Source organism: Brevundimonas sp. P2_A6 (assembly GCF_056404975.1).
Genome location: NZ_JBFUCZ010000001.1, coordinates 782,789 through 804,414, shown reverse-complemented (window position 1 = coordinate 804,414; position 21,626 = coordinate 782,789). Strand labels below are relative to the sequence as shown.

The following is a 21,626-nucleotide window of genomic DNA, read 5'->3' as shown; positions in this document are numbered from 1 at the left end:
TTTGGGCGGCATGGTTGCCCGACTGAAAGTCTTCACCTGGTCCGACGGCTTTCACGCCTACACGGTGGCCGCATCCTCTCGTCCGAAGGCGCTTGAGGCCTGGGGCGTCGATCAGGACCTGTTCAAGACCAGCCTGGCGCAAGAGGTCTCCGATGACCCGGACAGCGCGGCGGCCCTTGCCGCTCCGGGCACCATCATCACGCGCGGGCTCGCGGTCGACATCGGCAAGACCACCCGCCGCAATCCGACGAAGCCCTCTGCCCATTCCCTAAAAGCTCGGAAACACGTCGAAGCGCTCGAGGCCCGCCTTTCCGCGCTCGACCTCGAACAGGCCGAAGCGCTCGACGCCGTCACGGCGCGCAAGGCGGCGCTGGATCGCGAGATAAGCACTCTGGATCGCGACCACGCCAAGGCCCGCCGGAAACTCGAGCAAGCCCTCAAGAAAGCCCGCGACGCCGCCCGCTGATCAGATCAGGCCGTGGCCCTTGGGCAGTTCGGCATAGCGGTGCACCCGCGTGGCCATCACCAGACCGAACCCGATCATCACCGTCAGCATCACCGTCCCGCCATAGCTCAGCAGCGGCATGGGCACGCCCACCACGGGCGCGAGCCCCATGACCATGGCCCCGTTGATCATCACATAGAGGGCGAACGTCGCCGTCACGCCCGCCGAGGCCATCCGCCCGAAATGGCTGTGCGACAGTGATGCGATCCTGAGCGCGATCAGGATGATGGCGATGTAGCAGAGCAGGATCGAGAACGAGCCGACGAAGCCGAATTCCTCCGACACCGCCGCGAAGATGAAGTCGGTCTGCTTCTCGGGCAGGAACTCCAGCTGGCTCTGGCTGCCCAGGCCGTATCCCTTGCCCAGCAGACCGCCGGACCCCAGGGCGATCTTGGACTGGGTGATGTGATATCCGGTACCCGAAGGGTCGTTCTCGGGGTTCAGGAACGTCAGCACCCGACTGCGTTGGTAGCCGTGCATGCCGAACATCACATAGAAGGGCACCGCGATCGCCGCCGGGATGGTGACCCCGGCGATGATCTTCCAGTCCAGGCCCGCCATGAACATCATGGCCGCGCCCGTCAGCCCCAGCAGCATGGCTGAGCCCAGGTCCGGCTGGTGCGCCACCAGCAGGAAGGGCGCGCCGATGATGGCGACCGGATAGATCAGCTTCCAGCTCATCCGCGCGTCCTTGGCCGACGCGCCGTGATAGTAGCGCGCGAGCGCCAGCACGACCCCGATCTTCATGATCTCCGACGGCTGCAGACGCGTGAAGCCCAGGTTCAGCCAGCGCGTCGCGCCCATCGCCGTATAGCCCAGACCCGGAATCTCGATCAGGGCCAGCATCAGCAACGCCAGGCCGTAGACGATATAGGCCGAGCCGAACCAGATCCGCATCGAGACCATCGACAGCGCCAGCATGATGGCCAGGCAGACCCCGAACCGGATCAGGTGGTTCGCCGCCCAAGGCTGCCACGATCCGCCGGCGACGGAGTACAGCATCGCCCCGCCGATCGCGGCGACCGTGCACAGCAAGGCGGCGAACCGCCAGTCGATCTCGCCCAGCTTGACCGAGAGCCGCTCGCGTTCGCCGGGACGTGTCAGGGCCGAGGCGGTCATCGGGGCTCCGAGAGATACGGGCGTGGGCCCGTGGTGGTGGTCGGCTCTGTCCGGCGCGGCGTCGCCTCGACGGGGGCGGCAGGCGCGTCCGGCTCGGGTGCCGCGCCGAAGGCCTCGTCGTCGGCCAGAGCCGCGCCCTCGGCGGCAGGCGGCAGCGGCCGTTCGATGCGGGCGCGCATCTCGGGATCCTTCAGCAGGACCGTACGCATGATCTCGCGGGCGCGCGGCGCGGCGGCGGTCGAGCCCGCCAGCCCACCATGTTCGACGATCACGGCGATGCCGTAACGCGGCGCATCGACCGGCGCGAAGGCGACGAACAGGTTGTGGTCCTTCAGCGCCCAGCCCACGCTGCGGCTGGAACGCGAGGCGACGTTGTCATAGCTGCGGACCTGGGCCGTCCCGGTCTTGCCGGCCATCTGGATGTCGCCCAGGCCCAGCTGGCTCTGGCGATAGGCGCCGCCCGTCCGGTCGTTGGCCACCGCCACCATGCCCTGGCGCACCACCTCGATATTCTCGCGCGAGAACGGCAGGTCGGGCACGGCCGCCCCGGACGGCCTGTCCACCCCGCCGACGGACTTGATCAGCCGGGGCTGCAGCGCCTTCACGCCATTGGCGATGCGCGACACCATGACGGCCAGCTGCAGGGCCGTGACGTTGACGTCCCCCTGCCCGATCGCCACCGACAGGGTCTCACCGGGATACCAGGTCCGCGAGTCCGGGTTCGGATTGTTCTTGTTGTATTCGGCCTTCCAGGCCCGGCTTGGGATCGAGCCCGTCTTCTGGTTGCCGACCCCGATGTCGAACGTCTGCATGAAGCCGATCTTGCGCGCCGCATCGTGGATGCCGTCGACCCCGGCGCGATTGCACATGTGATAGAAATAGACGTCGCAACTGTTCTTGATCGCATCGTGCATGTCCTGCGGACCGTGCCCGCTGCGGCTCCAGCACCTGAAGGTCCGGTTGCCGAACCGGTATCCGCCGCCACAGTTCACCCGCTCGGTCGGATCGACCCCGGCGTCCAGCAGCGCCAGCGAGGTCGTCAGTTTGAAGGTCGATCCGGGGTGGAAGACCCCCCCGATCGCCTTGTCCAGCAAGGGTTTGCGCTCGTAGTCCGACAGGGCGCGATACGTCGCGCTGGGCACTCCGCCGACGAACAGGTTGGGGTCGAACGACGGGGCCGATGTCATGCACAGGATGTCGCCGTTGCGCACATCCATGACGACGCAGCCGCCGCTTTCCTCGCCGAAGACTTCCAGCGCCCGGTTCTGGACGTCGGCGTCCAGGGTCAGCACGACGTCCTTGCCGGGCACCGCGGGGCGCGATCCGCCGACATCTTCGGCGACCACGCGACCGCGCGCGTCCACTTCGACCCGCGTGCCGCCCGCTTCGCCCCGAAGATCGCCGTCCAGCGCCTTCTCGATGCCTGAGCGTCCGATCCGGAAACCGGGGTTGTAGAGGATCTGCGGGACCTCTTCGCCCTTGTCCTTGATCGCCTGCACGTCGCGATCCGACACCTTGGCGACGTAGCCGATGACGTGCGCGAACGATCCGCCGAAGGGGTAGAAGCGCGCCTCGTTCATGTCGGCCATCACGCCGGGCAGTTCGGGGGCATAGATGTTGACCTTGGCGAATTCTTCCCAGGTCAGGTCGCTCTTGACCGGCACGGGGCTGAAGCGGGGCGCGGCGTTGACGTCGCGGATGATGGCGCGGCGCCGGTCGACCGTGTCGGGCAGCAGCCGCCCCAGCAGGTCCAGGGTCTGGTCCAGATCCTTGGTCTCGTCACGCACGACCAGGACGCGGAAGCTGGGTCGGTTGCCCGCGATGACCACGCCGTTCCGGTCCAGGATACGGCCGCGCGGCGGTGGCACCAGACGGAAGTTGAACTGGTTGTTGGTGGCCAGGGTGGCGTATTCCTGCGCCTGCACGACCTGCAGCTGAGCGAGGCGCACGGTCAATGCGGTCACGCCCAGGGCCGTCAGCCCGCCGACCACGAAGGTGCGACGCAGGAAAGAGCCCTGACGCTCGTTGACGTCTGAAAAAAAGATCGAAGGCTCGCTCATCGGAACCGCACGTCGCCGTCGTCGAACCGCTGGACCATCCAGTCGGCAATCGGAAAGAGCAACAGCGTCGGGGTCACCTGACCCAGCAGGGCCAGCAGGCTCGGCGCGCGCCCGGCGTCCAGCGTAACCACCAGATACGCCAGCAAGAAGGCACCGACGGTGCAGGTCGCGTACCAGACAAACAGAACCTGCGTTTCCTGCCCAGCCAGCAGGTTGCGAGATCCCAGCACCACCGCATAGACGGCCAGCAGGCACAGGGGCCACAATCCCAGCGTCCCGCCCCAGAACATGTCGAGAAAGACGCCGAGGGCGAACAGGACCGCAGGGGCGGTCATCGAGGGGCGGATCAGCGGCCAGGCGAACGCCAGCACCATCGGCAGGACCGGCTCGGGCAGCTTCAGGCCAAACAGTTCGACGGGCGTGGCCAGGATCAGGGTGGCCGCCATGGCGACCAGCGCGGGATAGATGACCCATTGCAGCGGGCCGACGACGCGAACCTGCATCGAACGTCTCACGCGCCGCCTCCTCCAGGTGGGACTGTCGTGGGTGTCGGCGTGTCCGTGGGCGGTGGCGGTGCGGGGACCTGAGCGGGGCGGCTGGTCGCCGCCGGAGGCCGCGCCGTCGCGGCCGCGCGAGCCCCAGGGATCGATGGTGCCGTGGTCGATGGTGCCGTGGTCGATTGCGCCGTGGTCTCGCCGCCGGCCGTCCGGGACCGGCGCGCCGCAGCGTCACCGATGGCCGCAGCCTCGGTCGCATTCGGGGCCGGAGCCGTTGCAAGCCCCGACAACGGCGGCGCGTTCAAGGTGTCGGGCGCCACCAACTGGCTGAAATCCTGGAACAGCATGATGCGGACGTAGTCGATGGCGCCCCGGTCGCTGAACAGTTTGACCCGCCATGACCCGTCGATCCCCCGCGCTGCCACGCCGATCGGCACGCCGCGCGGAAAGCCGCCGCCATCCCCGGACGTCAGCACCCGGTCACCGGCCTGAACGGCATTGTTCCCTCGCACAAACTCCAGCTTGGGATTGCCGGATCCGTCACCGGTCAACAGGGCGCGCGCGTCGGTACGGTCGATCAGCACCGGCGTGCGGCTGGCCACATCCGTGAGCAAAAGCATCCGGCTCACGCCGCCGGTGACCCCGACGATCCGCCCGACCAGCCCCTGCTCGTTGATAACGGGATTGCCGATCTGGATGCCCTTGTTCGATCCGGCGTCCAACAGCCGCGCATTGACGAACGGGCCACGCGATTCCGACACCGAGCGCGCCGTCGCCAGGGCGACCACCGGCTCGGTCCTCAAGCCCAGCATGGCTTCGTAACGAGCATTGACGTTCTTCAGGGCGATGGCCTGGTCGCGCCAGGGCTGGAGTTCCTCCAGCTCCTTCTTCAAGCGGCGGTTCTCGGATACCGCGAAGAAATAGCCACCGACATAATCCGAGACGGCACCCGCCCAGCGCACGGGGGCAGCGAAGACGCCGTTGACGGGCCCGGCCCCGGCGTCGAACCCTGCGCGCACAGGTCCATAGGCATCGGCCGCCGTATCATGGCGGCGATCGGCCAGGATCAGCAGAACCGATGCAATGAGGGCGACCACGACCACGACCGCGGCGGTCCACACCAGCGGCACCTTGAACTGATCGAACGGTCCGTCGCGAAACGCCACGGCCTGCCTTCCCAAAAAGAGTCAGAATCGGCGGGACGCCCCCCGCCGCTGTGCGCAGCCTATCGCAAAAAGCGAGCCACAATGAAACCGGCGAATTCGCTGCAATCACGGGGATTTGCAGCGACGCTTGCGCGCTGGACCTAGAGCGCCGAGTCGAGAACGCCCTTCATCCAGCGCGGATGCTCCAGTACGCGGCCGCACCCGATGGCCACGCACGACAGCGGATCGTCGGCGACCGAAACCGGCAGACCCGTATGATCGCGAATCTCGGCGTCCAGCCCGCGCAGCAGAGCACCGCCGCCTGTCAGCATGATGCCCTTGTCGGCGATGTCAGCGGCCAGTTCGGGCGGCGTGGCTTCCAGCGCGACCTTCACCGCGTCGATGATCTGGCTGACCGGTTCGGCCAAGGCCTCGGCGGCCTGACGTTCCGAGATGCGGACCTCGCGCGGTACCCCCTGCATCAGGTCGCGGCCCTTGACCTCGATCGACAGGCCTTCGCCGTCGGCCGGAATCCGGGCGGTACCGATGTCCTTCTTGATGCGCTCGGCGGTCGTCTCGCCGATCAAAAGGTTATGGTTGCGGCGCATGTAGCTGATAATCGAATCGTCCATCTTGTCGCCGCCGACGCGGACGGACCGCGAATAGACGATGCCCGACAGCGACAGCACGGCCACCTCGGTGGTGCCGCCGCCGATATCGACCACCATCGAGCCGGTCGGCTCGTGAATCGGCAGGCCGGCGCCGATCGCCGCGGCCATCGGCTCGTCGATCAGACCCACGCGGCGGGCCGAGGCGTTCAGGCAGCTGTCGTTGATCGCGCGACGCTCGACCGCCGTGGCGCCCGACGGCACGCAGACGATGATCTTGGGGTTCACGAAGCCCTTGCGGTTATGAACCTTGCGGATGAAGTGCTTGATCATCTCTTCGGCGACTTCGAAGTCGGCGATGACCCCGTCGCGCATGGGGCGGATGGCTTCCATGTGGCCGGGCGTGCGGCCCAGCATCTGCTTGGCCTCGATGCCCACGGCGTGGACGATCTTCCGTCCACCGACGTTTCTCAGCGCCACGACCGAGGGCTCGTTCAGGACGATCCCCTTGCCCTTCATGTAGATCAGGGTGTTGGCGGTCCCGAGGTCCATCGCGATGTCATTGGAGATGGCGCCGAAGAGGGAGAAGCTCATGGGGGTCGGTTACCGTTCGGTTGGGGCCTTCAAGGCGCTGCAAATCAACCGGCTTCGGCGACGCCCCACCCGACGCGTATCCCCACACGCGCCGAATTTCCTGATCGTCCTCGCCTGACCGGCTGTGCGCTCGTTTGCCCGCATGGACAGGCGAATACAAGCCCCGATGCCGCGCGAAGGCCCCACTGCGATCACGACCAAGTGACGGTCACGCTTGGCTTTCGCCGTTGGTGCCTGCGGACCAGTGGTTGGGGCGTCAGGCCATCCGACGTTCGTGTTCAGCGGTCGCTTGAAGATGGTCCAGCAAGGGGTAAAGCTCCTGGTTTTCGCGCTCGATCCGAATGGCCAGCGCCCCAAGAACACCTGTCGTGGCGCTCGAAAACCGATCCGGCTGTGTGCGGATCGTTTCCGCCGTCCAGTGGTCACGATAGGCGATCCAGGCCCCCAGGATGCCGCCCATGTCCGCGAAGCAATCCTCCGCCATAATCCGAACCTGCTGATCGTCGGCGGCCATCAGCGCCGGATACAGATGCTCGTCCTCATGAAGCAGATGACCGACCAGCAAGGCATCGATTGATCGCATGCAGGCCTGCGTCTGGTCGGCGATGTCGCGGGTCATCCGTGATCCCGCGAGACCATTCAGGGTGCTGGCCAAGGTTAGGATCGACGCATGCTCGCGCCTCAGTCGGGACGTCGGCTTCATCGCTGCCTCCTGGAGCCATCCGCTCCGGACTACGACAGTTTGGCAAAGGCGGCGCTAAGGATGCCTTAACGCCCTCACACGGGCGCGATGCCCTCGGCCGCCAGCACCCGCTGAACCGCGGGCCGGGCCTGCACGCGGTCCAGATGGTCGTTCAGCCTGGCAAAGCGTGCCGCATCCAGCAGCCCGGCCTGGCGGGCCCAGCGGCTGAAGACCGACAGATAGCCGTCCGCGACGGTGTAGTTCGCCCCCATGACCCAGGGCGACCCCAGCAGCGAATCCTCGACCACGCCCAGCTTGGTCAGGGTGTTTTTCCGAGCGGCCTCCTTGGCCTCGCCTTCCAGCCCGGCGAACAGCAGTTGACCCATCGCCGGGTGAACGGACGAAGCCAGATAGCCGTTGAACGCCTGCATCCGACCAAACTCGTAGCTGTCGTCGATGGGTGCCAGGTTCGCGTCCGGATAGGTCTGGGCGACATAGCCCATGATGACCAGGTTCTGGGTCAGCGGTCCGCGATCGGTCATCAGGGCCGGTGTCGAGCCGGCCGGGTTGATCGCAAGATACTCGGGCGTCTTCTGCTCGCCGGCACGAAGGTTCACGGCCTGGACCTCGTAGTCGGCACCCGCCTCCTCAAGGGCAATGTGTGAGGCCAGGGCGCAGGCACCGGGGGAATAGTAGAGCTTCAGCATTTGAACTTCTCCGTTGTCGTCAGGGTCAGATAGGCCATCGCCTCAATCGTAACAACTACTGTATCTGATCGCTGGACCGATTTTCGCGCCGTTTGACGATTTCTCGCACCGCCAGCATCAGGGCCAGCCAGACGACCGCGACCGCTGCGAGAATCGCCGAGGTCCAGATGCCGTCCCCGCGCACCGCCGACATGAACGATCCCCCGAAGAAGGCGACCAGCGCCGTCTTGGGCAGCACCCCCAGGGCGCAACCTGCCAGGAACGCCGGAAACGACGCCCGCGCCGCGCCAAAGGCCATGTTGACGACGATGAAGGGCGCAGACGGCACATTGCGGATCATGAAGCTGGCATAGAAGGCGTTCTTGCCGACGAACCGCGCCAGACGCTCGGTCGTGCGCCCGCCCAGCTTTTCGATCGCGCGCGCGGTCGGGCCTCGACCCAGCCAGTAGGTCACCCCCGCCGAAACCACCGTCGCCACCCAGCTATAGGCGAACCCCGACCAGGGTCCAAAGGCCACCACGCTGGCCGCGATCAGGATGAACTGCGGCACCCCCAGGAAGGCCGAGACGACGAAGACCACCACGACGGCCGCAAAGCCCACCGGACCGTCATTGAAGCCCTGCAGCCAGGCCTCCAGCCGCCCCTCGGCCTCCAGCCCCAGCGACGCCTTGCCGACAGCGAACAGGGCGGCGACGGCACCCAGCAGCAGCACGCTGGCCAGCAGCGCCCGCCAGCGGGCCGCTTCCATGTTCAGGATGAAATCGAGGATGCGGCGCATGGTCATCTGCGCATACCACCGCGCCGGGTCACAGGGCGAGCCTTGGCGTTTGATCCGCCTTTCGCATCTGCGTAAGACGACAGCACCGCTCTCCCGGGAACCACCGATGTCCGACCTGCAATCCGCCGCCCTCGCCCGCGTCCAGCCTTCCGCGACTCTCGCCGTGACCGCCAAGGCGCGAGAGCTGAAACGTGCCGGACGCGACGTCATCGGCCTGGGGGCCGGTGAGCCGGATTTCGACACGCCACAGAACATCAAGGACGCGGCCATTGCCGCCATCCAACGCGGCGAGACCAAATACACCGACGTCGACGGCACGCCCGAGCTGAAGGCCGCCATCGTCGCCAAGTTCGCGCGCGAGAACGGCCTGACCTATACGCCCGCCCAGATTCACGTGGCGTCGGGCGGTAAGCCGGTGATCTACAACGCCTTCGTGGCCACGCTGAACGCAGGCGACGAGGTCATCGTGCCGGCCCCGTACTGGGTCAGCTATCCCGATATGGTGCTGTTGGCGGGCGGCGAACCGGTCTTCGTCACGGGCGAGGAGTCGGACGGCTTCAAGCTGCGGCCCGAGGTGCTGGAGGCCGCGATCACGCCCCGGACGAAGTGGCTGATCCTGAACAGCCCGTCCAATCCGACCGGTGCCGCCTATACGCGCGCCGAACTGGAGGCCCTGGCCGATGTCCTGCGCCGCCATCCGCACGTCTGGGTGCTGACCGACGACATGTACGAACACCTGACCTATGGCGACTTCGAATACACTACGATCGCCCAGGTCGCGCCGGACCTCTACGACCGCACCCTGACGGTCAACGGCGTGTCCAAGGCCTACGCCATGACCGGCTGGCGCATCGGTTATGCAGGCGGCCCCAAGCCCCTGATCGACCTGATGCGAAAGGTCGCCAGCCAGACGACCTCGAACCCGTCGTCGATCAGCCAGTGGGCGGCAGTCGAGGCCCTGAACGGGACACAGGCCTTCATCGCCGAGCGCGGCGCGGCCTTCGAGAAGCGCCGCGACCTGGTCGTGTCCATGCTGAACCAGGCGACCGGCATCCGCTGCCCGAACCCGGAGGGCGCCTTCTACGTCTATCCGTCGATCGAAGGCCTGATCGGCAAGACGGCACCGGACGGCACGATCATCACCGACGACGAGGTATTCACCTCGGCCTTGCTGGAAGCCGAGGGAGTGGCCGTGGTTCAGGGCGCCGCCTTCGGGCTCAGCCCCTACTTTCGTATCAGCTACGCGACCTCCGAGAGCGTGCTGGAACAGGCGTGCCAACGGATCCAGCGGTTCTGCGCCAATCTGAAATAGGCGGTTCGGTCGCCAAATGGAGCGCGGACCTGGAGGTGCGCGCTCCGATTCTTCGACGCCTGCTCAGCTGGCGCGACTGACGGCGAAATCGGCCAGGCGTTCCAGCGCCGCGCGCCAGTCGCCCTGGGGCAGGACCTTCAGCGCGGCCTTTGCCGCGTCGGCATAGTCACCGGCGGCGTCCAGCGTAGCCGAAACCGCACCGGTGCCGACGATCAGCTCACGCGCCCGGCGGAAATCGTCATCGGTGCGCTGGTTGCCGTTGATCGTCCGATCCCAGAAGGCGTCCTCGCGGCCCCGCGTGCGGGCCACCGCCAGCAGCAACGGCAGGGTCACCTTGCCTTCGCGGAAATCGTCCCCCGCATTCTTGCCCAACGCTTCGGACGACCCGCCGTAATCCAGGGCGTCGTCGGCCAGCTGGAACGCCAGACCCAGGTTCAGCCCGTAGGACCGCAGAGCCGAGATCGTCTGTTGATCCGCGCCGACGCCCACGGCCCCGGATTCGGCGGCGGCGGCGAAGAGTTCGGCGGTCTTGGCCGAAATGATCCGCAGATAGGTTTCCTGATCGAGGTTCAGATCGTGAGCCCGCGTCAGCTGAAGCACCTCGCCCTGCGCGATGACGCTGGAGGCCTGGGCCAGGATGCCCAGGGCCCGGATCTGATCGGTCTCGACCATCAACTCGAAGGCGCGGGCGAACAGGAAGTCGCCGACCAGGACGCTCGTGGCCGATCCCCAGATCAGATGCGCCGCGACCTTGCCGCGTCGGCGCTCGGAGCCGTCCACGACATCGTCGTGCAACAGGGTCGCGGTGTGGATGAACTCGACGGAGGCGGCCAGTTTCAGCGCCGCCGTCAGGTCCGCGTCGGGCCGGTCCGCCGTGGCCGAGCGCGCCGCGGCGATGGTCAGCAGGGGCCGCAGCCTTTTTCCGCCCGCCGACACGATATGCTCGGCCAGCAGGGGGATCACAGGCACGCTGGACTGCATCCGATCCAGGATCAGCGCGTCAACCGCCGCCATGTCGACCTTGGCCAGACGGGCCAGGGCCTCGACATCGCCCCGGTCCCGGACGGGATGGGCTCGGGGCGCGGTCAAAGTGACGGCATCCAAGGGAAATCTCTCTCAAACGCGGCGTCAGGGAGGATACGCCGCTTCTTCTTCGCGCCCGCTTGCAGCAATCCGCTTCGCCGGACAATGGTGACGCCACCATGAGGGGTCAAGCCGCGTGACCGTCGCATCATCATCGCCAGAGCCCGTCCCGCCCGCCGACATGACCGAGAACGCCCTGATGGGCGGAAAGGTTCGTCTGCTGCAGGCCCGCGACGGCTATCGGGCCGGCATGGACGCCGCCCTGCTGGCGGCGGCGGTGAACGCCAGGCCGGGTGAGCGGGTGCTGGAGGCGGGCTGCGGCGTCGGGGCCGTCCTGACCCAGATCGCCGCGCGTCGGCCCGGCGTGACCCTGACCGGTGTCGAGCGCGACCCGGCGACGGCGGCCCTGGCGGTCGGGAATGCGACATTGAACGGGCTGGACGAGCGGGTCCGTATCATCCAGGGCGACGTTGCCGACGGGTTCAAGCCCCTGGGCCTGGAGCGGTTTGACTGGGCCGTCAGCAACCCGCCCTTCTTCGACGACGAGAGCGCCCTGCGCGCGCCCGCGCCGGCCAAGCGCGGGGCCTGGATCGCGGATGATGGCCTGGCCGGCTGGACCCGCTTTCTGGCGGACGGCGTTCGGGACGGCGGAGGTGTGGTGATCGTCCATCGCGCGGACCGACTGGCGGACCTGCTGACCCTGCTGGGCCAGCGCTGCGGGTCCATCGCCATCCGGCCGGTGCAGCCGTTTTCGGATCAGCCCGCCAAGCGGGTGCTGATCCAGGCCGTGCGGGGCAGCCGCGCCCCCCTGCGCCTGCTCCCTGCCCTCGTCCTGCACGACCGCAGCGGGGCCAAACACACGCCCGAGGCCGACGCCATTCTGCGCGGCGAGGCGGACCTGGTGTTCTGAACCGGCCGTCCTTGGAGACTCCAGGGGGAAAAAAGTGACTCTTACTTCTCCAATGCCGCTCCGATCGACCGCCGAGACCACTCGACTGTAGCGGATCGGGGCGTCAGAATCGGACGTGAAGGCCCGAACCGTTGCAAGGCCGACTTCGACCGCGCATCGTCGGGTCCATGCGCCTGATCCTGATCCTCGCCACTCTTCTGTTCGCCCTGCCCGTCCAGGCCCAGGAGGCGCTACTGCTGCGTCCCGACCGGGTGTTCGACGGTGTCGATCCCCGGCCTCACACTGGCTGGACGGTGCTGGTGCGCGGCAACCGGATCGAGGCGGTCGGCCCGGACGTGGCCACGCCCGCCGATGCCCGCATCGTCGACCTGCCGGGCCAGACCCTGATGCCCGGCATGATCGAGGGCCATTCGCACCTGTTCCTGCATCCCTACAATGAGACGCCATGGGACGATCAGGTGCTGCACGAGCCGCTGGCGCTGCGCACCGCCCGCGCCGTCAATCATGCCCGCGCGACCCTGATGGCGGGGTTCACCACCGTCCGCGACCTGGGCACCGAGGGGGCAGGCTATGCCGACGTCGGTCTGCGCCGTGCCATCAACGAGGGGATCGTGCCCGGCCCGCGCATGCTGGTTTCGACCCGCGCCATCGTCGCCACCGGTGCCTATGGCCCCAAGGGATTCGAACCCGGCGTCGATGTGCCTCTGGGGGCCGAGGAGGCGGACGGAAACGACCTCGTCCGCGTCGTCCGCAGCCAGATCGGTGCGGGTGCCGACATCGTCAAATTGTATGCCGACTACCGCTGGGGTCCGGGCGAACCCAGCCGTCCCACCTTCTCGCAGGCCGAAATGACCGAGGCCGTCGAGGCGGCGCATTCGGCCGGGCGTCAGGTCGCGGTCCATGCTGGCACGGCCGAGGGCATGCGCCGCGCGATCCTGGCCGGGGCAGACACCCTGGAGCACGGCGACGCGGGCACGCCCGAGATATTCCGCCTGATGGCCCAGCACGGCACGGCCTTGTGCCCCACGCTGGCGGCGACGGAATCCATCACCCGCTATCGTGGCTGGGACGGAACAGAGCCCGCGCCCGCAAATGTCCTGACCAAGCGCGCCGCCTTCGCCGCCGCCCGCGCGGCCGGGGTCGAAATCTGCATGGGGGGCGACGTCGGGGTCTATGCCCACGGCAACAATGCGTTGGAGATGGAGTTGATGGCGGCCGCCGGCATGCCGGTAGCCGACGTGCTGATCGCCGCCACGTCCGGCAATGCCACGATCTTCGACCTGAGCGACCGGGGCGCGATAACGGCCGGACTGCTGGCGGACCTCGTCGCCGTCCAGGGCGATCCGACAGCCGACATCTCCGCCGTGCGGGCGGTGCGGCTGGTCATCAAGGACGGACAGATCGTGCGCGACGACGCAGGTCCGTCGCGCTAGAGCCTGCGCCATGTCCCTGCGCCCCCTGTTCGTCACCCAGGTCTACGAGGCCTCCCTCGCCACCACGCCGGGGTTCGCCGCCTTCAACGCCGGGCTGGCCGACGCCTGCCGCATGCTGGCGATCGAGGACGGAGCCGGTCGCGCCTGGTGCAGGGCGCACGGCTATCGTGGCTATACCTCCTACGGATCACTGAACGACCTGCCGCAGCGGTTGCCCGAGTTCGCGGAGCTGAAGAAGCATCTGGACCGTCACGCCATCGCCTATGCCCGCGCCCTCAACTTCGACCTGGCCAGAAAGCCGCGTCTGGACACGATGTGGGTCAATATCCTGAAGCCCGGCGGCGCGCATTCCGGCCACATCCACCCCCACGCGTTCCTGAGCGGGACCGTCTATGTCGAGGTGCCGGACGGGGCCTCTGCGTTGAAGCTGGAGGACCCCCGCCTGCCCATGATGATGGCCCGGCCCGGCGTCGATCCCGATGCGCCCCAGTCCGAACAGCCGTTCGTCTACCTGGCCCCCCAGGCCGGCACGGTTCTGATGTGGGAAAGCTGGCTGCGGCACGAGGTGCCGATGAACGCCGCGAAATCGGACCGCATCTCGATCAGCTTCAACTACGCCTGACCGCGATCAGGGCAGTTTCAGCAGCCGATCCAGGCTGAACGCTCCGGCGCCGAATCGCACCAGGTAAAGCAGCAGGGCCGCCCACAGCAGATGCGTCGGCCAGCCCAGCGGATAGACGAAAACCTCGATCACCACCGTCATCCCCAGCAGCGCCAGGGCCGATAACCGCGTCGCCAGTCCCAGCACGATCAGGATGGGGAACAGATGTTCGGAATAGGTCGCCAGATGGGCGGCGATATCGCTGGGGACCAGGGGCACACGGTATTCCTCGGCGAACAGATAGTAGGTGCTGTCGGTGATGGTCAGCAGCCCTTCCACCTTGGTCCGCCCAGACAGAAAGAACACGGCCGCGATCGCGACCCGGACGATAAGCGTCAGCAGGTCCAGCGGCAGCAGCCGCTCGATCAGGCGGACGGACCCGACAAGGGGCGCGGCGGGTGAGGACGTCGTCATCGGGGTATCGATCATCGCGGGGCTTTCAGTGCTCGAGGCGGGTGAAGACGCCGAGGCTCAAAAGCCCGGCAAACAGACGGCTCAGGTCCGTCAGGGGATAGGCCAGACGCACGTTCGCGGCCGCCCGACCCAAGGGCAGTCCGCGACGGCAGGCGTCCAGGAACTGCCATTGGGCGTGGAGCAACCGGTGATGACGGACCTCCATTTCGGGCCGTACCACCACCAGGCCTTCGGCCACGGAGTCCCAGACAACCGGCATGGGCTCACCCTGATGCGGACGATTGGCCAGCCAGATCGAAGCCACGGTCCAGTCGAACCAGAACAGCGACACACTGGGATGCAGGATCGCCTTGGCACCGAACAGGGCGGCCGGGCTGAGCGCCGACAGTTCCGCGACATCCAGCACGGGCGCATCGGCGGCGACATGGGCGCGCGACCACGCGCGGTCGATCCGGGCGACGGCGGCCAGATAGGGTAGGTCCGCGGCGGGCGGGAACGCTTCCAGCCAGTCGGCGAACCCCTCGCCGAAATCGTCCATCATGGGGCTCGTAGGGGGCTCGGCGCGGGCGAAGATGAGCGCCGCCTCGCGGAACCACGCTTCGCCGACCAACCGGGCGACGGTCGGATAGTGAGCGGCCAGGGCATCCACCCGCGCCTTGGCCACGGTGTTGCGATAGACGGCCAGCCCCGCACGGCCCGCCTCGCCACCCCTCAGCCAGGGGTCGAGCGCATCGGGCGTCCCGGTCAGGATGGCATCCATGGCCTCGTGAAAGGGTTCAGCCAACGGACACCTCCCGGATCGCGGTCAGGACGGCATCGGCGCGACCGCGCTCCTGCATCAGGTCTTCGAAGGGGGGAATCGCATCATCGCGTTCAATCAGCGTCGGACGCGGTCCGATCCGGCCTATGGTCCGGGCATAGAGGCCCCACACGGCCGAAGATACCGGCGCGGCGTGTGTGTCGATCAGCAGGGCCGCGCCCAAATCGGGATCGGGCGCATGGCCGGCCAGGTGAATCTCGCCGATCGCCTCGGGCGGCAGGGCATCCAGATAGGCGGTGGCCGATCCACCCACGTTGTTGACGCTGATGAAGACGTTGTTGATGTCGAGCAGCAGGCCGCATCCGCTGGTCCGTGCCAACTCGCTCAGGAACTCGGGCTCGCTCATCTCATGGCCACCCAGGGCCAGGTACAGCGACGGGTTTTCGATCAGCAGCCTGCGGCCCAGCGCGTCCTGGGCACGGGACACATTGTCGATGATCCGGCTCAGCATCGGCCGGGTGCGCGGGAACGGCAGCAGATCGGGATGATAGACTTCGCCTCGCTTCGACCAGGCCAGATGCTCTGACATGACGAAGGGCTCGTAGCGCTCGGCGAGCATTTTCAATCGCGCCAGATGATCGACGTCTGGTGCCTCGTCAGCCGCCAGGGACAGCCCAACCCCGTGCAGCGACAGGGGTTTGTCCTTTCGGATCGCCTCCAGCCACGCCAGACGAGGTCCACCCTGAACCATGTAGTTCTCAGGGTGGACCTCGAACCACAGACCGGCCGCCTGACAGGACAGCGCCTGTTCGTAATGGACGGCTTTCAAGCCAAGACCCGCCGTCGGCCCCGGGGGGAAGGGGTGACGAGGATCAGGTCCGGCGGTCGGGCTGCGGGTCATCGCGCTGTTTTGGCTGGAGGGATCAGCGCGAGACGGGGGTCAGCGATCCATTGCCACGCGGCGTCTGGATCGAGGTGCAGGTGCCGGCGGCGACATTCTTCCAGGCATTGCCCTGATAGTCGCGAACGGACGTTCCGGCGCAGGTGGTGCCGGGACCGGCGGCACAGTCGTTCTTGCCGGCCAGGGCGACGCCGTAGCACTTCTCTACCGAAGGCGTGGCGCTCTGGCCGTTCGGCTGGGCGTTGGCGATGCCGACGCCGGCGACGAGGGCGGCGACGGCGGTCAGGCCGGCGACACTGGCTTGGGTGCGGGTCATGGACGTATCCTTTTGGTTGGCGCGGTCGGTGATGACCGCATGGTCCCGGCTTCGCGGCGGCCTCCGCGGCGGTTACGAGGATCGTGGAGACAATATTTTCGCTGAGCCGGGGCGAAATCAGGTAACCTTTGCGTCTCTGCGGCGAACCGGGGGCGACCGTGTCTGATCGAGAAGCTCACCTTCGCGCCCTCATGCTGCGTGGCCTTGATGGCGACGCTTCGGCTTGGCGCGTGCTGCTGACCGACCTGGGCGCGCATCTGCGACCCTTCTTCGCCCGTCGGCTTTTCGACGGGGGAGCGGATTCCGAGGACCTGGTGCAGGAAACCCTGATCGCCATCCATGCCAAGCGGACCACCTGGGACCGAAGCCAGCCGTTCACGGGCTGGGCCTATGCCATCGCGCGCCACAAACTGATCGACCACCTGCGCCGCAGGGGCCGCCGCCCGACCCACCCGCTGGACGAGGCATCGGAGTTGTTCGCCGACCATACCGTCGAGGATGGCGCGACCAGCGCGGACCTGTCGCGCTGCCTGTCCCTGCTGCCGGCCCGGCAGCGCCGCCTGATCGAGGACGTGCGGCTGAAGGGCCTGACCGTCGCGGAGGCCGCCGCCAATCACGGCTACACCCTGACCGCCGCCAAGGTCAGCATTCACCGCAGCATGAAATCCCTGAACGCCCGCTTCGCGCCCGCGTCCGCAGACGGAGGCGACCATGAAGACTGAGGACCTGATCAATGCCCTGGCCGTCGACCTGCCCCCCGCAGGCCGCCGTCAGATCGAACGACGCGTCCTGCTGTGGATGATTCCCGCTGCCCTGCTGGTGCTGGCCGGGGTGGGGCTGTGGCTCGGATTCCGCGCCGATCTGGCCACCGCCATGATCGGCCCGACCTTCTGGGCGAAGGCGGCCTATACGATCGCGCTGGCCGCCACCGGCTTCTGGCTGCTGGCCCGCCTGGGACGGCCGGGAGCGAGCGCGAAGGCACCGCTCCTGGCGCTGGGCCTGCTCGTGCTCGGCGTCCTGGCGCTTGGAGCCTACGAAATGGCGACCATGCCCATGCCCGAGCGGATGCCGGCGCTGATGGGCGACAGCGCCCGCGTCTGCGCGCCCAACATCGTGCTGCTCAGCGCCCTGGCCGCGCCCTTCGTCTTCTGGGCCGCGCGCGCCTTCGCCCCCACCCGCCCCCTGCTGGCCGGGGCGGCGGCGGGGCTGCTGACCGGGGGGCTGGCGACCACGCTCTACGGCCTGCACTGTCCCGAGCACACCGCCCCGTTCGTGGCCGTCTGGTATTCGCTGGGCATCGCCCTGGCGGCGGGGGCCGGTGCGCTGGCGGGGCGGTTCGTCTTTCGCTGGTAAGGCCGGCGCGCCTTCAAACGGCCGCGTCATCGGGATAGGTCATTTGCCACCCGGCGTGCGGGTCGCTACATCGCGCGCCTACCTCCCCATCCGATCCAGACGACAGGGCGCACGCACCTCATGGCGCAGCAATATATTTTCCAGATGCAGGGTCTGACCAAGACCTTTCCCGGCGGCCGCAAGATTTTCGAGAACATCTGGCTGAGCTTCTACAACGACGCCAAGATCGGCGTCGTGGGCGTCAATGGCTCGGGCAAGTCCACCCTGCTGAAGATCATGGCGGGGCTGGACAACGAATTCTCGGGCGAGGCCAAGGCCGCCGACGGCATCAAGCGCGGCTATCTGGAACAGGAACCTCACCTCGACGAGAGCCTGAATGTCCGCGAGAACGTCGAGGCCTGGTGCGAGGAGAAGCAGTGGGTCAACCGCTTCAACGCCATCGCCATGGAGATGGCCGAGGAATACTCCGACGAACTCATGGAGGAGATGACCGCCCTCCAGGAGAAGATCGACGCCGGCGATGTCTGGGACATCGACAGCCGCATCGAGATGGCGATGGACGCCCTGCGATGCCCGCCCGACGACTGGATGACCACCAACCTGTCGGGGGGTGAAAAGCGTCGCGTGGCCCTGGCCCGCCTGCTGCTGTCCAAGCCCGACATGCTGCTGCTGGACGAACCGACCAACCACCTTGACGCGGAATCCGTTGCCTGGTTGCAGCATCACCTGGAGGTCTTCCCCGGCTGCGTCATCCTGGTGACCCACGACCGCTACTTCCTGGACCTTGTCACCAAGTGGACGCTGGAACTCGATCGCGGCAAGGGCATCCCCTACGAGGGCAACTACTCCGGCTGGCTGGAGCAGAAGCAGAAGCGCGTGGTGCAGGAGCAGTCGGAATCCGAGGCTCGCCAGCGCGCCCTCACCCGCGAACTGGAATGGGTCCGTTCGGGCGCCAAGGCCCGTCAGGCCAAGTCCAAGGCCCGCCTGGCCGCCTATGAGCGGATGGTCACCGAACAGGAAGCCAGCCGCGGTGCCCAGACCCACGCTCACATCCAGATCCCGCCCGGCCCGCGCCTGGGCAATGTCGTGCTGGAGGTCGAGGGCCTGCAGAAATCCTATGGCGACAAGCTCCTGTTCGACAGCCTGACCTTCAAGCTGCCGCCCAACGGCATCGTCGGCGTCATCGGCCCGAACGGCGCGGGCAAATCGACCATGTTCAAGCTGATCACCGGCCAGGAAACGCCGGACGGCGGCACCATCAAGGTCGGGGAGACGGTCAAGCTGGCCTATGTCGACCAGTCGCGCGATGCGCTCGATCCCAACAAGACCATCTGGGAAGAGATCAGCGGCGGCACCGATGTGATGATGGTCGGCAAGCGCGAGATCAACACCCGCGCCTATGTCGGCTCGTTCAACTTCAAGGGCGGCGACCAGCAGAAGAAAGTCGGCCAGTTGTCGGGCGGTGAGCGCAACCGCGTCCACCTGGCCAAGACCCTGGCCACCGGCGGCAACCTGATCCTGCTCGACGAACCGACCAACGACCTGGACATCGAGACCCTGCAGAACCTCGAGGAGGCCCTGGAAGAGTTTGCCGGCTGCGCCGTGGTCATCAGCCACGACCGCTGGTTCCTGGACCGTCTGGCGACGCACATCCTGGCCTTCGAGGGCGACAGCCACGTCGAATGGTTCGAGGGCAATTTCGAGGCCTATGAAGAAGACAAGAAGCGCCGCCTGGGCACCGACGCCCTGATCCCGCACCGGATCAAGTTCCAGAAGTTCGGACGCTAAGCCTCATTCGATAAAGAGAAAGGGGGACCGAGCGGCGGCTCGGTCCCCTATTTTTGTCGTTCGCTTCGTTCAGCCGAAGGCGCGGACCGGGTCGACCTCGACCACCGGCCGCGTCGCGGGGAACAGAACCGCGGGCGACACCGCGACCGCGTCCTCGTCCGGGGTGACCATCCAGCCCTTGCGGCCGAAAGCCTCGCCCACCGCGCGGCGCGAGGTGAAGACGGCGATCGGAGCCGCGAACAGCAGCGGCAGGACGATCGGGGCGTACCAGGTCGCCAGGTCCGGCCGGACGAACAGACCCAGGGCGAAGACCAACCCGGTCACCATCTGCCAGCGCATGGACTTGAAGGCATCGGACCAGGCCAAGCCGTCTGCGCTGCGCGACTGGGCCGCCCAGCCGGCGTCGTGCCCGCTGACGATCTTGATGACGGCGATCGTGTTGGCGACCATCAGGATGGGGGCAAGGGCGGCTGACAGGGCGATCTCCAGAGCCATGCCCTTCAGGATCCGGCGCGTGCCGCCAAAGGCCTTGCGCTCGCCCGGACGGCTCAGGACCAGGGCGAAACCCATCAGCTTGGGACCCATCAGCATCACCCCGCCCAGCAGCGACGCCAGCATGAAGGGCGAGAGCTGCGGATTCAGGATGTAGAAGAAGGACGTCCAGTCCACCGGTCCCTGCAACTGCATCGCCATGCCGACGATCAGCGAGGCCAGCCAAAGCGGCGAGGACAGATAGGCCATGCAGCCCATCGCCAGTTGCAGACGGCTGATCGGGTTCAGACCCTTCGCGCCGATCAAGGCCAGGTGTTGCAGGTTGCCCTGGCACCAGCGGTGATCGCGGCGGATGAAGTCGGTCAGGGTCGGCGGGGTTTCCTCGCACGAACCGTCCAGGGCGGCGGTGACGTGCACGGCCCAGCCGGCGCGACGCAACAGGGCGGCCTCGACCACGTCATGGCTCATGATGTGACCGCCGAAGGGCTTGCGCCCCTCGAGCTCGGGCAGTCCGGCGCAGTCGGCGAAGGCGCGGGTGCGCAGGATGGCGTTGTGACCCCAATAGCTGGCCTCCGATCCCGCCCACCAGGCCAGGCCGGCGGCGGCGACGCGGCCGTACAGGCGCACGCCGAACTGCGAGACACGCGCGAACAGGGTCTGGGCCTTGATGATGGTCGGAGCGGTCTGGATCAGGCCGACGCCGGGGTTGCGCTCCATCGCATCGACCAGACGCAGCACGGTCTCGCCCGCCATGGTCGAGTCGGCGTCCAGCACGATCATGAAGTCGTAGGCACCGCCGAAGCTGCGCGTCCAGTCGGCGATGTTCCCGGCCTTGCGCTCCACGTTCTCGGAGCGACGGCGATAGTAGAGCGGGCTACCCGCATGGGCGCGCAGGGCCATGCAGGCCGACAGCTCGGCGACGGCGGCCTCGTCCCTGGTGGAATCGCTGAGCACGAACAGGTCGAAGGCTTCGGACGCCCCGAGACGGGCCAGAGATGCGTCCAGCGCGCCGAGGCGAGCCAGGGCCGCGCGGGCGTCTTCGTTGTAGAGCGGCATCAGCAGAGCTGTCCGGCGAGTCGGCAGCGGCGGGTATGGCGCGAAGTCCATGTCGTCCTGTTCGCGGCCGGTCAGCATCACCACAAGACCAGCGAATGTGCTGCAAAACCAGCAGGCGATGGCCGTGATCAGGACCGCGAAGATCGTCAGCGCCACGATCTCGAGCGGCTGAAAGCCTTCGCGAGCGCACAAGATCAGCGGAGCCATCATCGCCAGCAGCGCCACCGCGAACGTCGATCCGAACACGATGAAGCGACGGGCCAGCAAGCCCTCGGGCCGGGTTGCCATGCGCGTGGTCACCTGCCGGTCGGCATCGTTGAAACTCTGGCGCGGCATCGCAAGCGGAGCCTGATCAGGCAGCCAGCCGCTGACACCGGTGAAGGCCGAAAAGGTCTCGACCTGGTCATCCGATTGATAGACACGTGCCGTCGAGCCGTAGCCGCTCATGGAAG

At 67.3% G+C, this 21,626-nt stretch carries 22 protein-coding genes; 8 read left to right on the top strand and 14 right to left on the bottom strand.

The annotated features are described in order from the left end of the window. Positions 1-10 precede the first annotated feature (10 nt). A complete protein-coding gene (locus AC1DW4_RS04110; protein ID WP_477015954.1) occupies positions 11-466 on the top strand; it encodes a hypothetical protein in 456 nt (151 codons plus the stop codon). Here AC1DW4_RS04110 and rodA read toward each other — a convergent pair whose 3' ends face one another. The 8 genes from rodA to AC1DW4_RS04070 form a co-directional block, all read right to left on the bottom strand. Further along, positions 467-1,624, bottom strand: a complete 1,158-nt coding sequence (gene rodA / locus AC1DW4_RS04105) for a rod shape-determining protein RodA (RefSeq protein ID WP_477015953.1) — start codon at positions 1,622-1,624, stop codon at positions 467-469. Beyond that, the gene (gene mrdA / locus AC1DW4_RS04100; RefSeq protein WP_477015952.1) at positions 1,621-3,684 is read right to left on the bottom strand and encodes a penicillin-binding protein 2; all 2,064 of its coding nucleotides are present in this window, start codon (positions 3,682-3,684) and stop codon (positions 1,621-1,623) included. The genes rodA and mrdA overlap by 4 nt, the downstream gene beginning before the upstream one ends. Next, positions 3,681-4,199 carry a hypothetical protein gene (locus tag AC1DW4_RS04095; RefSeq protein WP_477015951.1) on the bottom strand — a complete coding sequence of 173 codons (519 nt, stop codon included), beginning with the start codon at positions 4,197-4,199 and terminating at the stop codon, positions 3,681-3,683. The genes mrdA and AC1DW4_RS04095 overlap by 4 nt, the downstream gene beginning before the upstream one ends. Further along, positions 4,196-5,347 (bottom strand): rod shape-determining protein MreC, encoded by a 1,152-nt coding sequence (gene mreC / locus AC1DW4_RS04090; protein ID WP_477015950.1) that lies wholly within the window; start codon positions 5,345-5,347, stop codon positions 4,196-4,198. The genes AC1DW4_RS04095 and mreC overlap by 4 nt, the downstream gene beginning before the upstream one ends. Before the next feature lie 140 nt (positions 5,348-5,487). Continuing rightward, complete coding sequence (locus AC1DW4_RS04085) at positions 5,488-6,528, bottom strand: rod shape-determining protein (protein ID WP_013269710.1); 1,041 nt, start codon at positions 6,526-6,528, stop codon at positions 5,488-5,490. 256 nt (positions 6,529-6,784) lie between these two features. Beyond that, a complete protein-coding gene (locus tag AC1DW4_RS04080) occupies positions 6,785-7,231 on the bottom strand; it encodes a hemerythrin domain-containing protein (protein ID WP_477015949.1) in 447 nt (148 codons plus the stop codon). 74 nt (positions 7,232-7,305) lie between these two features. After that, positions 7,306-7,917: a glutathione S-transferase family protein gene (locus AC1DW4_RS04075; RefSeq protein WP_477015948.1), complete on the bottom strand. Its 612-nt coding sequence runs from the start codon at positions 7,915-7,917 to the stop codon at positions 7,306-7,308. Positions 7,918-7,972: 55 nt separating this feature from the next. Beyond that, the gene (locus AC1DW4_RS04070) at positions 7,973-8,701 is read right to left on the bottom strand and encodes a TVP38/TMEM64 family protein (protein WP_477015947.1); all 729 of its coding nucleotides are present in this window, start codon (positions 8,699-8,701) and stop codon (positions 7,973-7,975) included. A gap of 100 nt (positions 8,702-8,801) precedes the next feature. Between AC1DW4_RS04070 and AC1DW4_RS04065 the strand changes: the two genes are divergently transcribed. Continuing rightward, positions 8,802-10,007, top strand: a complete 1,206-nt coding sequence (locus tag AC1DW4_RS04065) for a pyridoxal phosphate-dependent aminotransferase (protein ID WP_477015946.1) — start codon at positions 8,802-8,804, stop codon at positions 10,005-10,007. Between the two features lie 63 nt (positions 10,008-10,070). On the opposite strand, the gene AC1DW4_RS04060 is transcribed toward AC1DW4_RS04065, so the two are convergent. Further along, positions 10,071-11,111: a polyprenyl synthetase family protein gene (locus AC1DW4_RS04060; protein WP_477015945.1), complete on the bottom strand. Its 1,041-nt coding sequence runs from the start codon at positions 11,109-11,111 to the stop codon at positions 10,071-10,073. Positions 11,112-11,271: 160 nt separating this feature from the next. On the opposite strand from AC1DW4_RS04060, the gene AC1DW4_RS04055 reads away from it, so the two are divergent. The 3 genes from AC1DW4_RS04055 (at position 11,272) to AC1DW4_RS04045 (ending at position 14,055) form a co-directional block, all read left to right on the top strand. Then, entirely contained in the window at positions 11,272-12,000 is a 729-nt protein-coding gene (locus AC1DW4_RS04055; protein ID WP_477016215.1) for a tRNA1(Val) (adenine(37)-N6)-methyltransferase, read from the top strand. A 167-nt stretch (positions 12,001-12,167) separates the two neighbouring features. Next, entirely contained in the window at positions 12,168-13,433 is a 1,266-nt protein-coding gene (locus tag AC1DW4_RS04050) for a metal-dependent hydrolase family protein (protein WP_477015944.1), read from the top strand. 10 nt (positions 13,434-13,443) lie between these two features. Continuing rightward, on the top strand, positions 13,444-14,055 hold the full coding sequence (locus AC1DW4_RS04045; protein ID WP_477015943.1) for a TIGR02466 family protein: 612 nt from the start codon (positions 13,444-13,446) through the stop codon (positions 14,053-14,055). 6 nt (positions 14,056-14,061) lie between these two features. On the opposite strand, the gene AC1DW4_RS04040 is transcribed toward AC1DW4_RS04045, so the two are convergent. From AC1DW4_RS04040 to AC1DW4_RS04025, 4 genes are read right to left on the bottom strand one after another with little or no spacing between them, the layout of a single operon-like run. Continuing rightward, entirely contained in the window at positions 14,062-14,508 is a 447-nt protein-coding gene (locus AC1DW4_RS04040) for a DoxX family protein (RefSeq protein WP_477016214.1), read from the bottom strand. A gap of 25 nt (positions 14,509-14,533) precedes the next feature. After that, the gene (locus AC1DW4_RS04035; RefSeq protein WP_477015942.1) at positions 14,534-15,292 is read right to left on the bottom strand and encodes an HvfC/BufC N-terminal domain-containing protein; all 759 of its coding nucleotides are present in this window, start codon (positions 15,290-15,292) and stop codon (positions 14,534-14,536) included. Further along, positions 15,285-16,169 (bottom strand): MNIO family bufferin maturase, encoded by an 885-nt coding sequence (gene bufB / locus AC1DW4_RS04030; RefSeq protein WP_477015941.1) that lies wholly within the window; start codon positions 16,167-16,169, stop codon positions 15,285-15,287. Before bufB ends, AC1DW4_RS04035 begins: the two co-directional genes overlap by 8 nt. 22 nt (positions 16,170-16,191) lie before the next feature. Beyond that, positions 16,192-16,485, bottom strand: coding sequence for a BufA1 family periplasmic bufferin-type metallophore (locus tag AC1DW4_RS04025; protein ID WP_477015940.1), 294 nt, complete (start codon positions 16,483-16,485; stop codon positions 16,192-16,194). Positions 16,486-16,643: 158 nt separating this feature from the next. Between AC1DW4_RS04025 and AC1DW4_RS04020 the strand changes: the two genes are divergently transcribed. The 3 genes from AC1DW4_RS04020 to ettA all read left to right on the top strand — a co-directional run bounded on the left by AC1DW4_RS04020 (position 16,644) and on the right by ettA (position 19,626). Beyond that, on the top strand, positions 16,644-17,207 hold the full coding sequence (locus AC1DW4_RS04020; RefSeq protein ID WP_477015939.1) for a sigma-70 family RNA polymerase sigma factor: 564 nt from the start codon (positions 16,644-16,646) through the stop codon (positions 17,205-17,207). Continuing rightward, entirely contained in the window at positions 17,197-17,838 is a 642-nt protein-coding gene (locus tag AC1DW4_RS04015) for an NrsF family protein (protein WP_477015938.1), read from the top strand. The genes AC1DW4_RS04020 and AC1DW4_RS04015 overlap by 11 nt, the downstream gene beginning before the upstream one ends. 120 nt (positions 17,839-17,958) lie before the next feature. Continuing rightward, positions 17,959-19,626, top strand: a complete 1,668-nt coding sequence (gene ettA / locus AC1DW4_RS04010) for an energy-dependent translational throttle protein EttA (protein ID WP_477015937.1) — start codon at positions 17,959-17,961, stop codon at positions 19,624-19,626. 69 nt (positions 19,627-19,695) lie between these two features. On the opposite strand, the gene mdoH is transcribed toward ettA, so the two are convergent. After that, positions 19,696-21,621: a glucans biosynthesis glucosyltransferase MdoH gene (mdoH, locus tag AC1DW4_RS04005; protein WP_477015936.1), complete on the bottom strand. Its 1,926-nt coding sequence runs from the start codon at positions 21,619-21,621 to the stop codon at positions 19,696-19,698. Positions 21,622-21,626 lie beyond the last annotated feature (5 nt).

Coding starts and splice junctions, on each gene's coding strand:
- bufB (WP_477015941.1), bottom strand. CDS start 16,169: ATGACCCGCAGCCCGACCGCCGGACCTGATCCTCGTCACCCCTTCCCC.
- mdoH (WP_477015936.1), bottom strand. CDS start 21,621: ATGAGCGGCTACGGCTCGACGGCACGTGTCTATCAATCGGATGACCAG.
- AC1DW4_RS04050 (WP_477015944.1), top strand. CDS start 12,168: ATGCGCCTGATCCTGATCCTCGCCACTCTTCTGTTCGCCCTGCCCGTC.
- AC1DW4_RS04040 (WP_477016214.1), bottom strand. CDS start 14,508: ATGACGACGTCCTCACCCGCCGCGCCCCTTGTCGGGTCCGTCCGCCTG.
- AC1DW4_RS04075 (WP_477015948.1), bottom strand. CDS start 7,917: ATGCTGAAGCTCTACTATTCCCCCGGTGCCTGCGCCCTGGCCTCACAC.
- AC1DW4_RS04070 (WP_477015947.1), bottom strand. CDS start 8,701: ATGACCATGCGCCGCATCCTCGATTTCATCCTGAACATGGAAGCGGCC.
- AC1DW4_RS04055 (WP_477016215.1), top strand. CDS start 11,272: ATGACCGAGAACGCCCTGATGGGCGGAAAGGTTCGTCTGCTGCAGGCC.
- AC1DW4_RS04025 (WP_477015940.1), bottom strand. CDS start 16,485: ATGACCCGCACCCAAGCCAGTGTCGCCGGCCTGACCGCCGTCGCCGCC.
- AC1DW4_RS04110 (WP_477015954.1), top strand. CDS start 11: ATGGTTGCCCGACTGAAAGTCTTCACCTGGTCCGACGGCTTTCACGCC.
- AC1DW4_RS04065 (WP_477015946.1), top strand. CDS start 8,802: ATGTCCGACCTGCAATCCGCCGCCCTCGCCCGCGTCCAGCCTTCCGCG.
- mrdA (WP_477015952.1), bottom strand. CDS start 3,684: ATGAGCGAGCCTTCGATCTTTTTTTCAGACGTCAACGAGCGTCAGGGC.
- AC1DW4_RS04015 (WP_477015938.1), top strand. CDS start 17,197: ATGAAGACTGAGGACCTGATCAATGCCCTGGCCGTCGACCTGCCCCCC.
- AC1DW4_RS04045 (WP_477015943.1), top strand. CDS start 13,444: ATGTCCCTGCGCCCCCTGTTCGTCACCCAGGTCTACGAGGCCTCCCTC.
- rodA (WP_477015953.1), bottom strand. CDS start 1,624: ATGACCGCCTCGGCCCTGACACGTCCCGGCGAACGCGAGCGGCTCTCG.
- AC1DW4_RS04085 (WP_013269710.1), bottom strand. CDS start 6,528: ATGAGCTTCTCCCTCTTCGGCGCCATCTCCAATGACATCGCGATGGAC.
- ettA (WP_477015937.1), top strand. CDS start 17,959: ATGGCGCAGCAATATATTTTCCAGATGCAGGGTCTGACCAAGACCTTT.
- AC1DW4_RS04080 (WP_477015949.1), bottom strand. CDS start 7,231: ATGAAGCCGACGTCCCGACTGAGGCGCGAGCATGCGTCGATCCTAACC.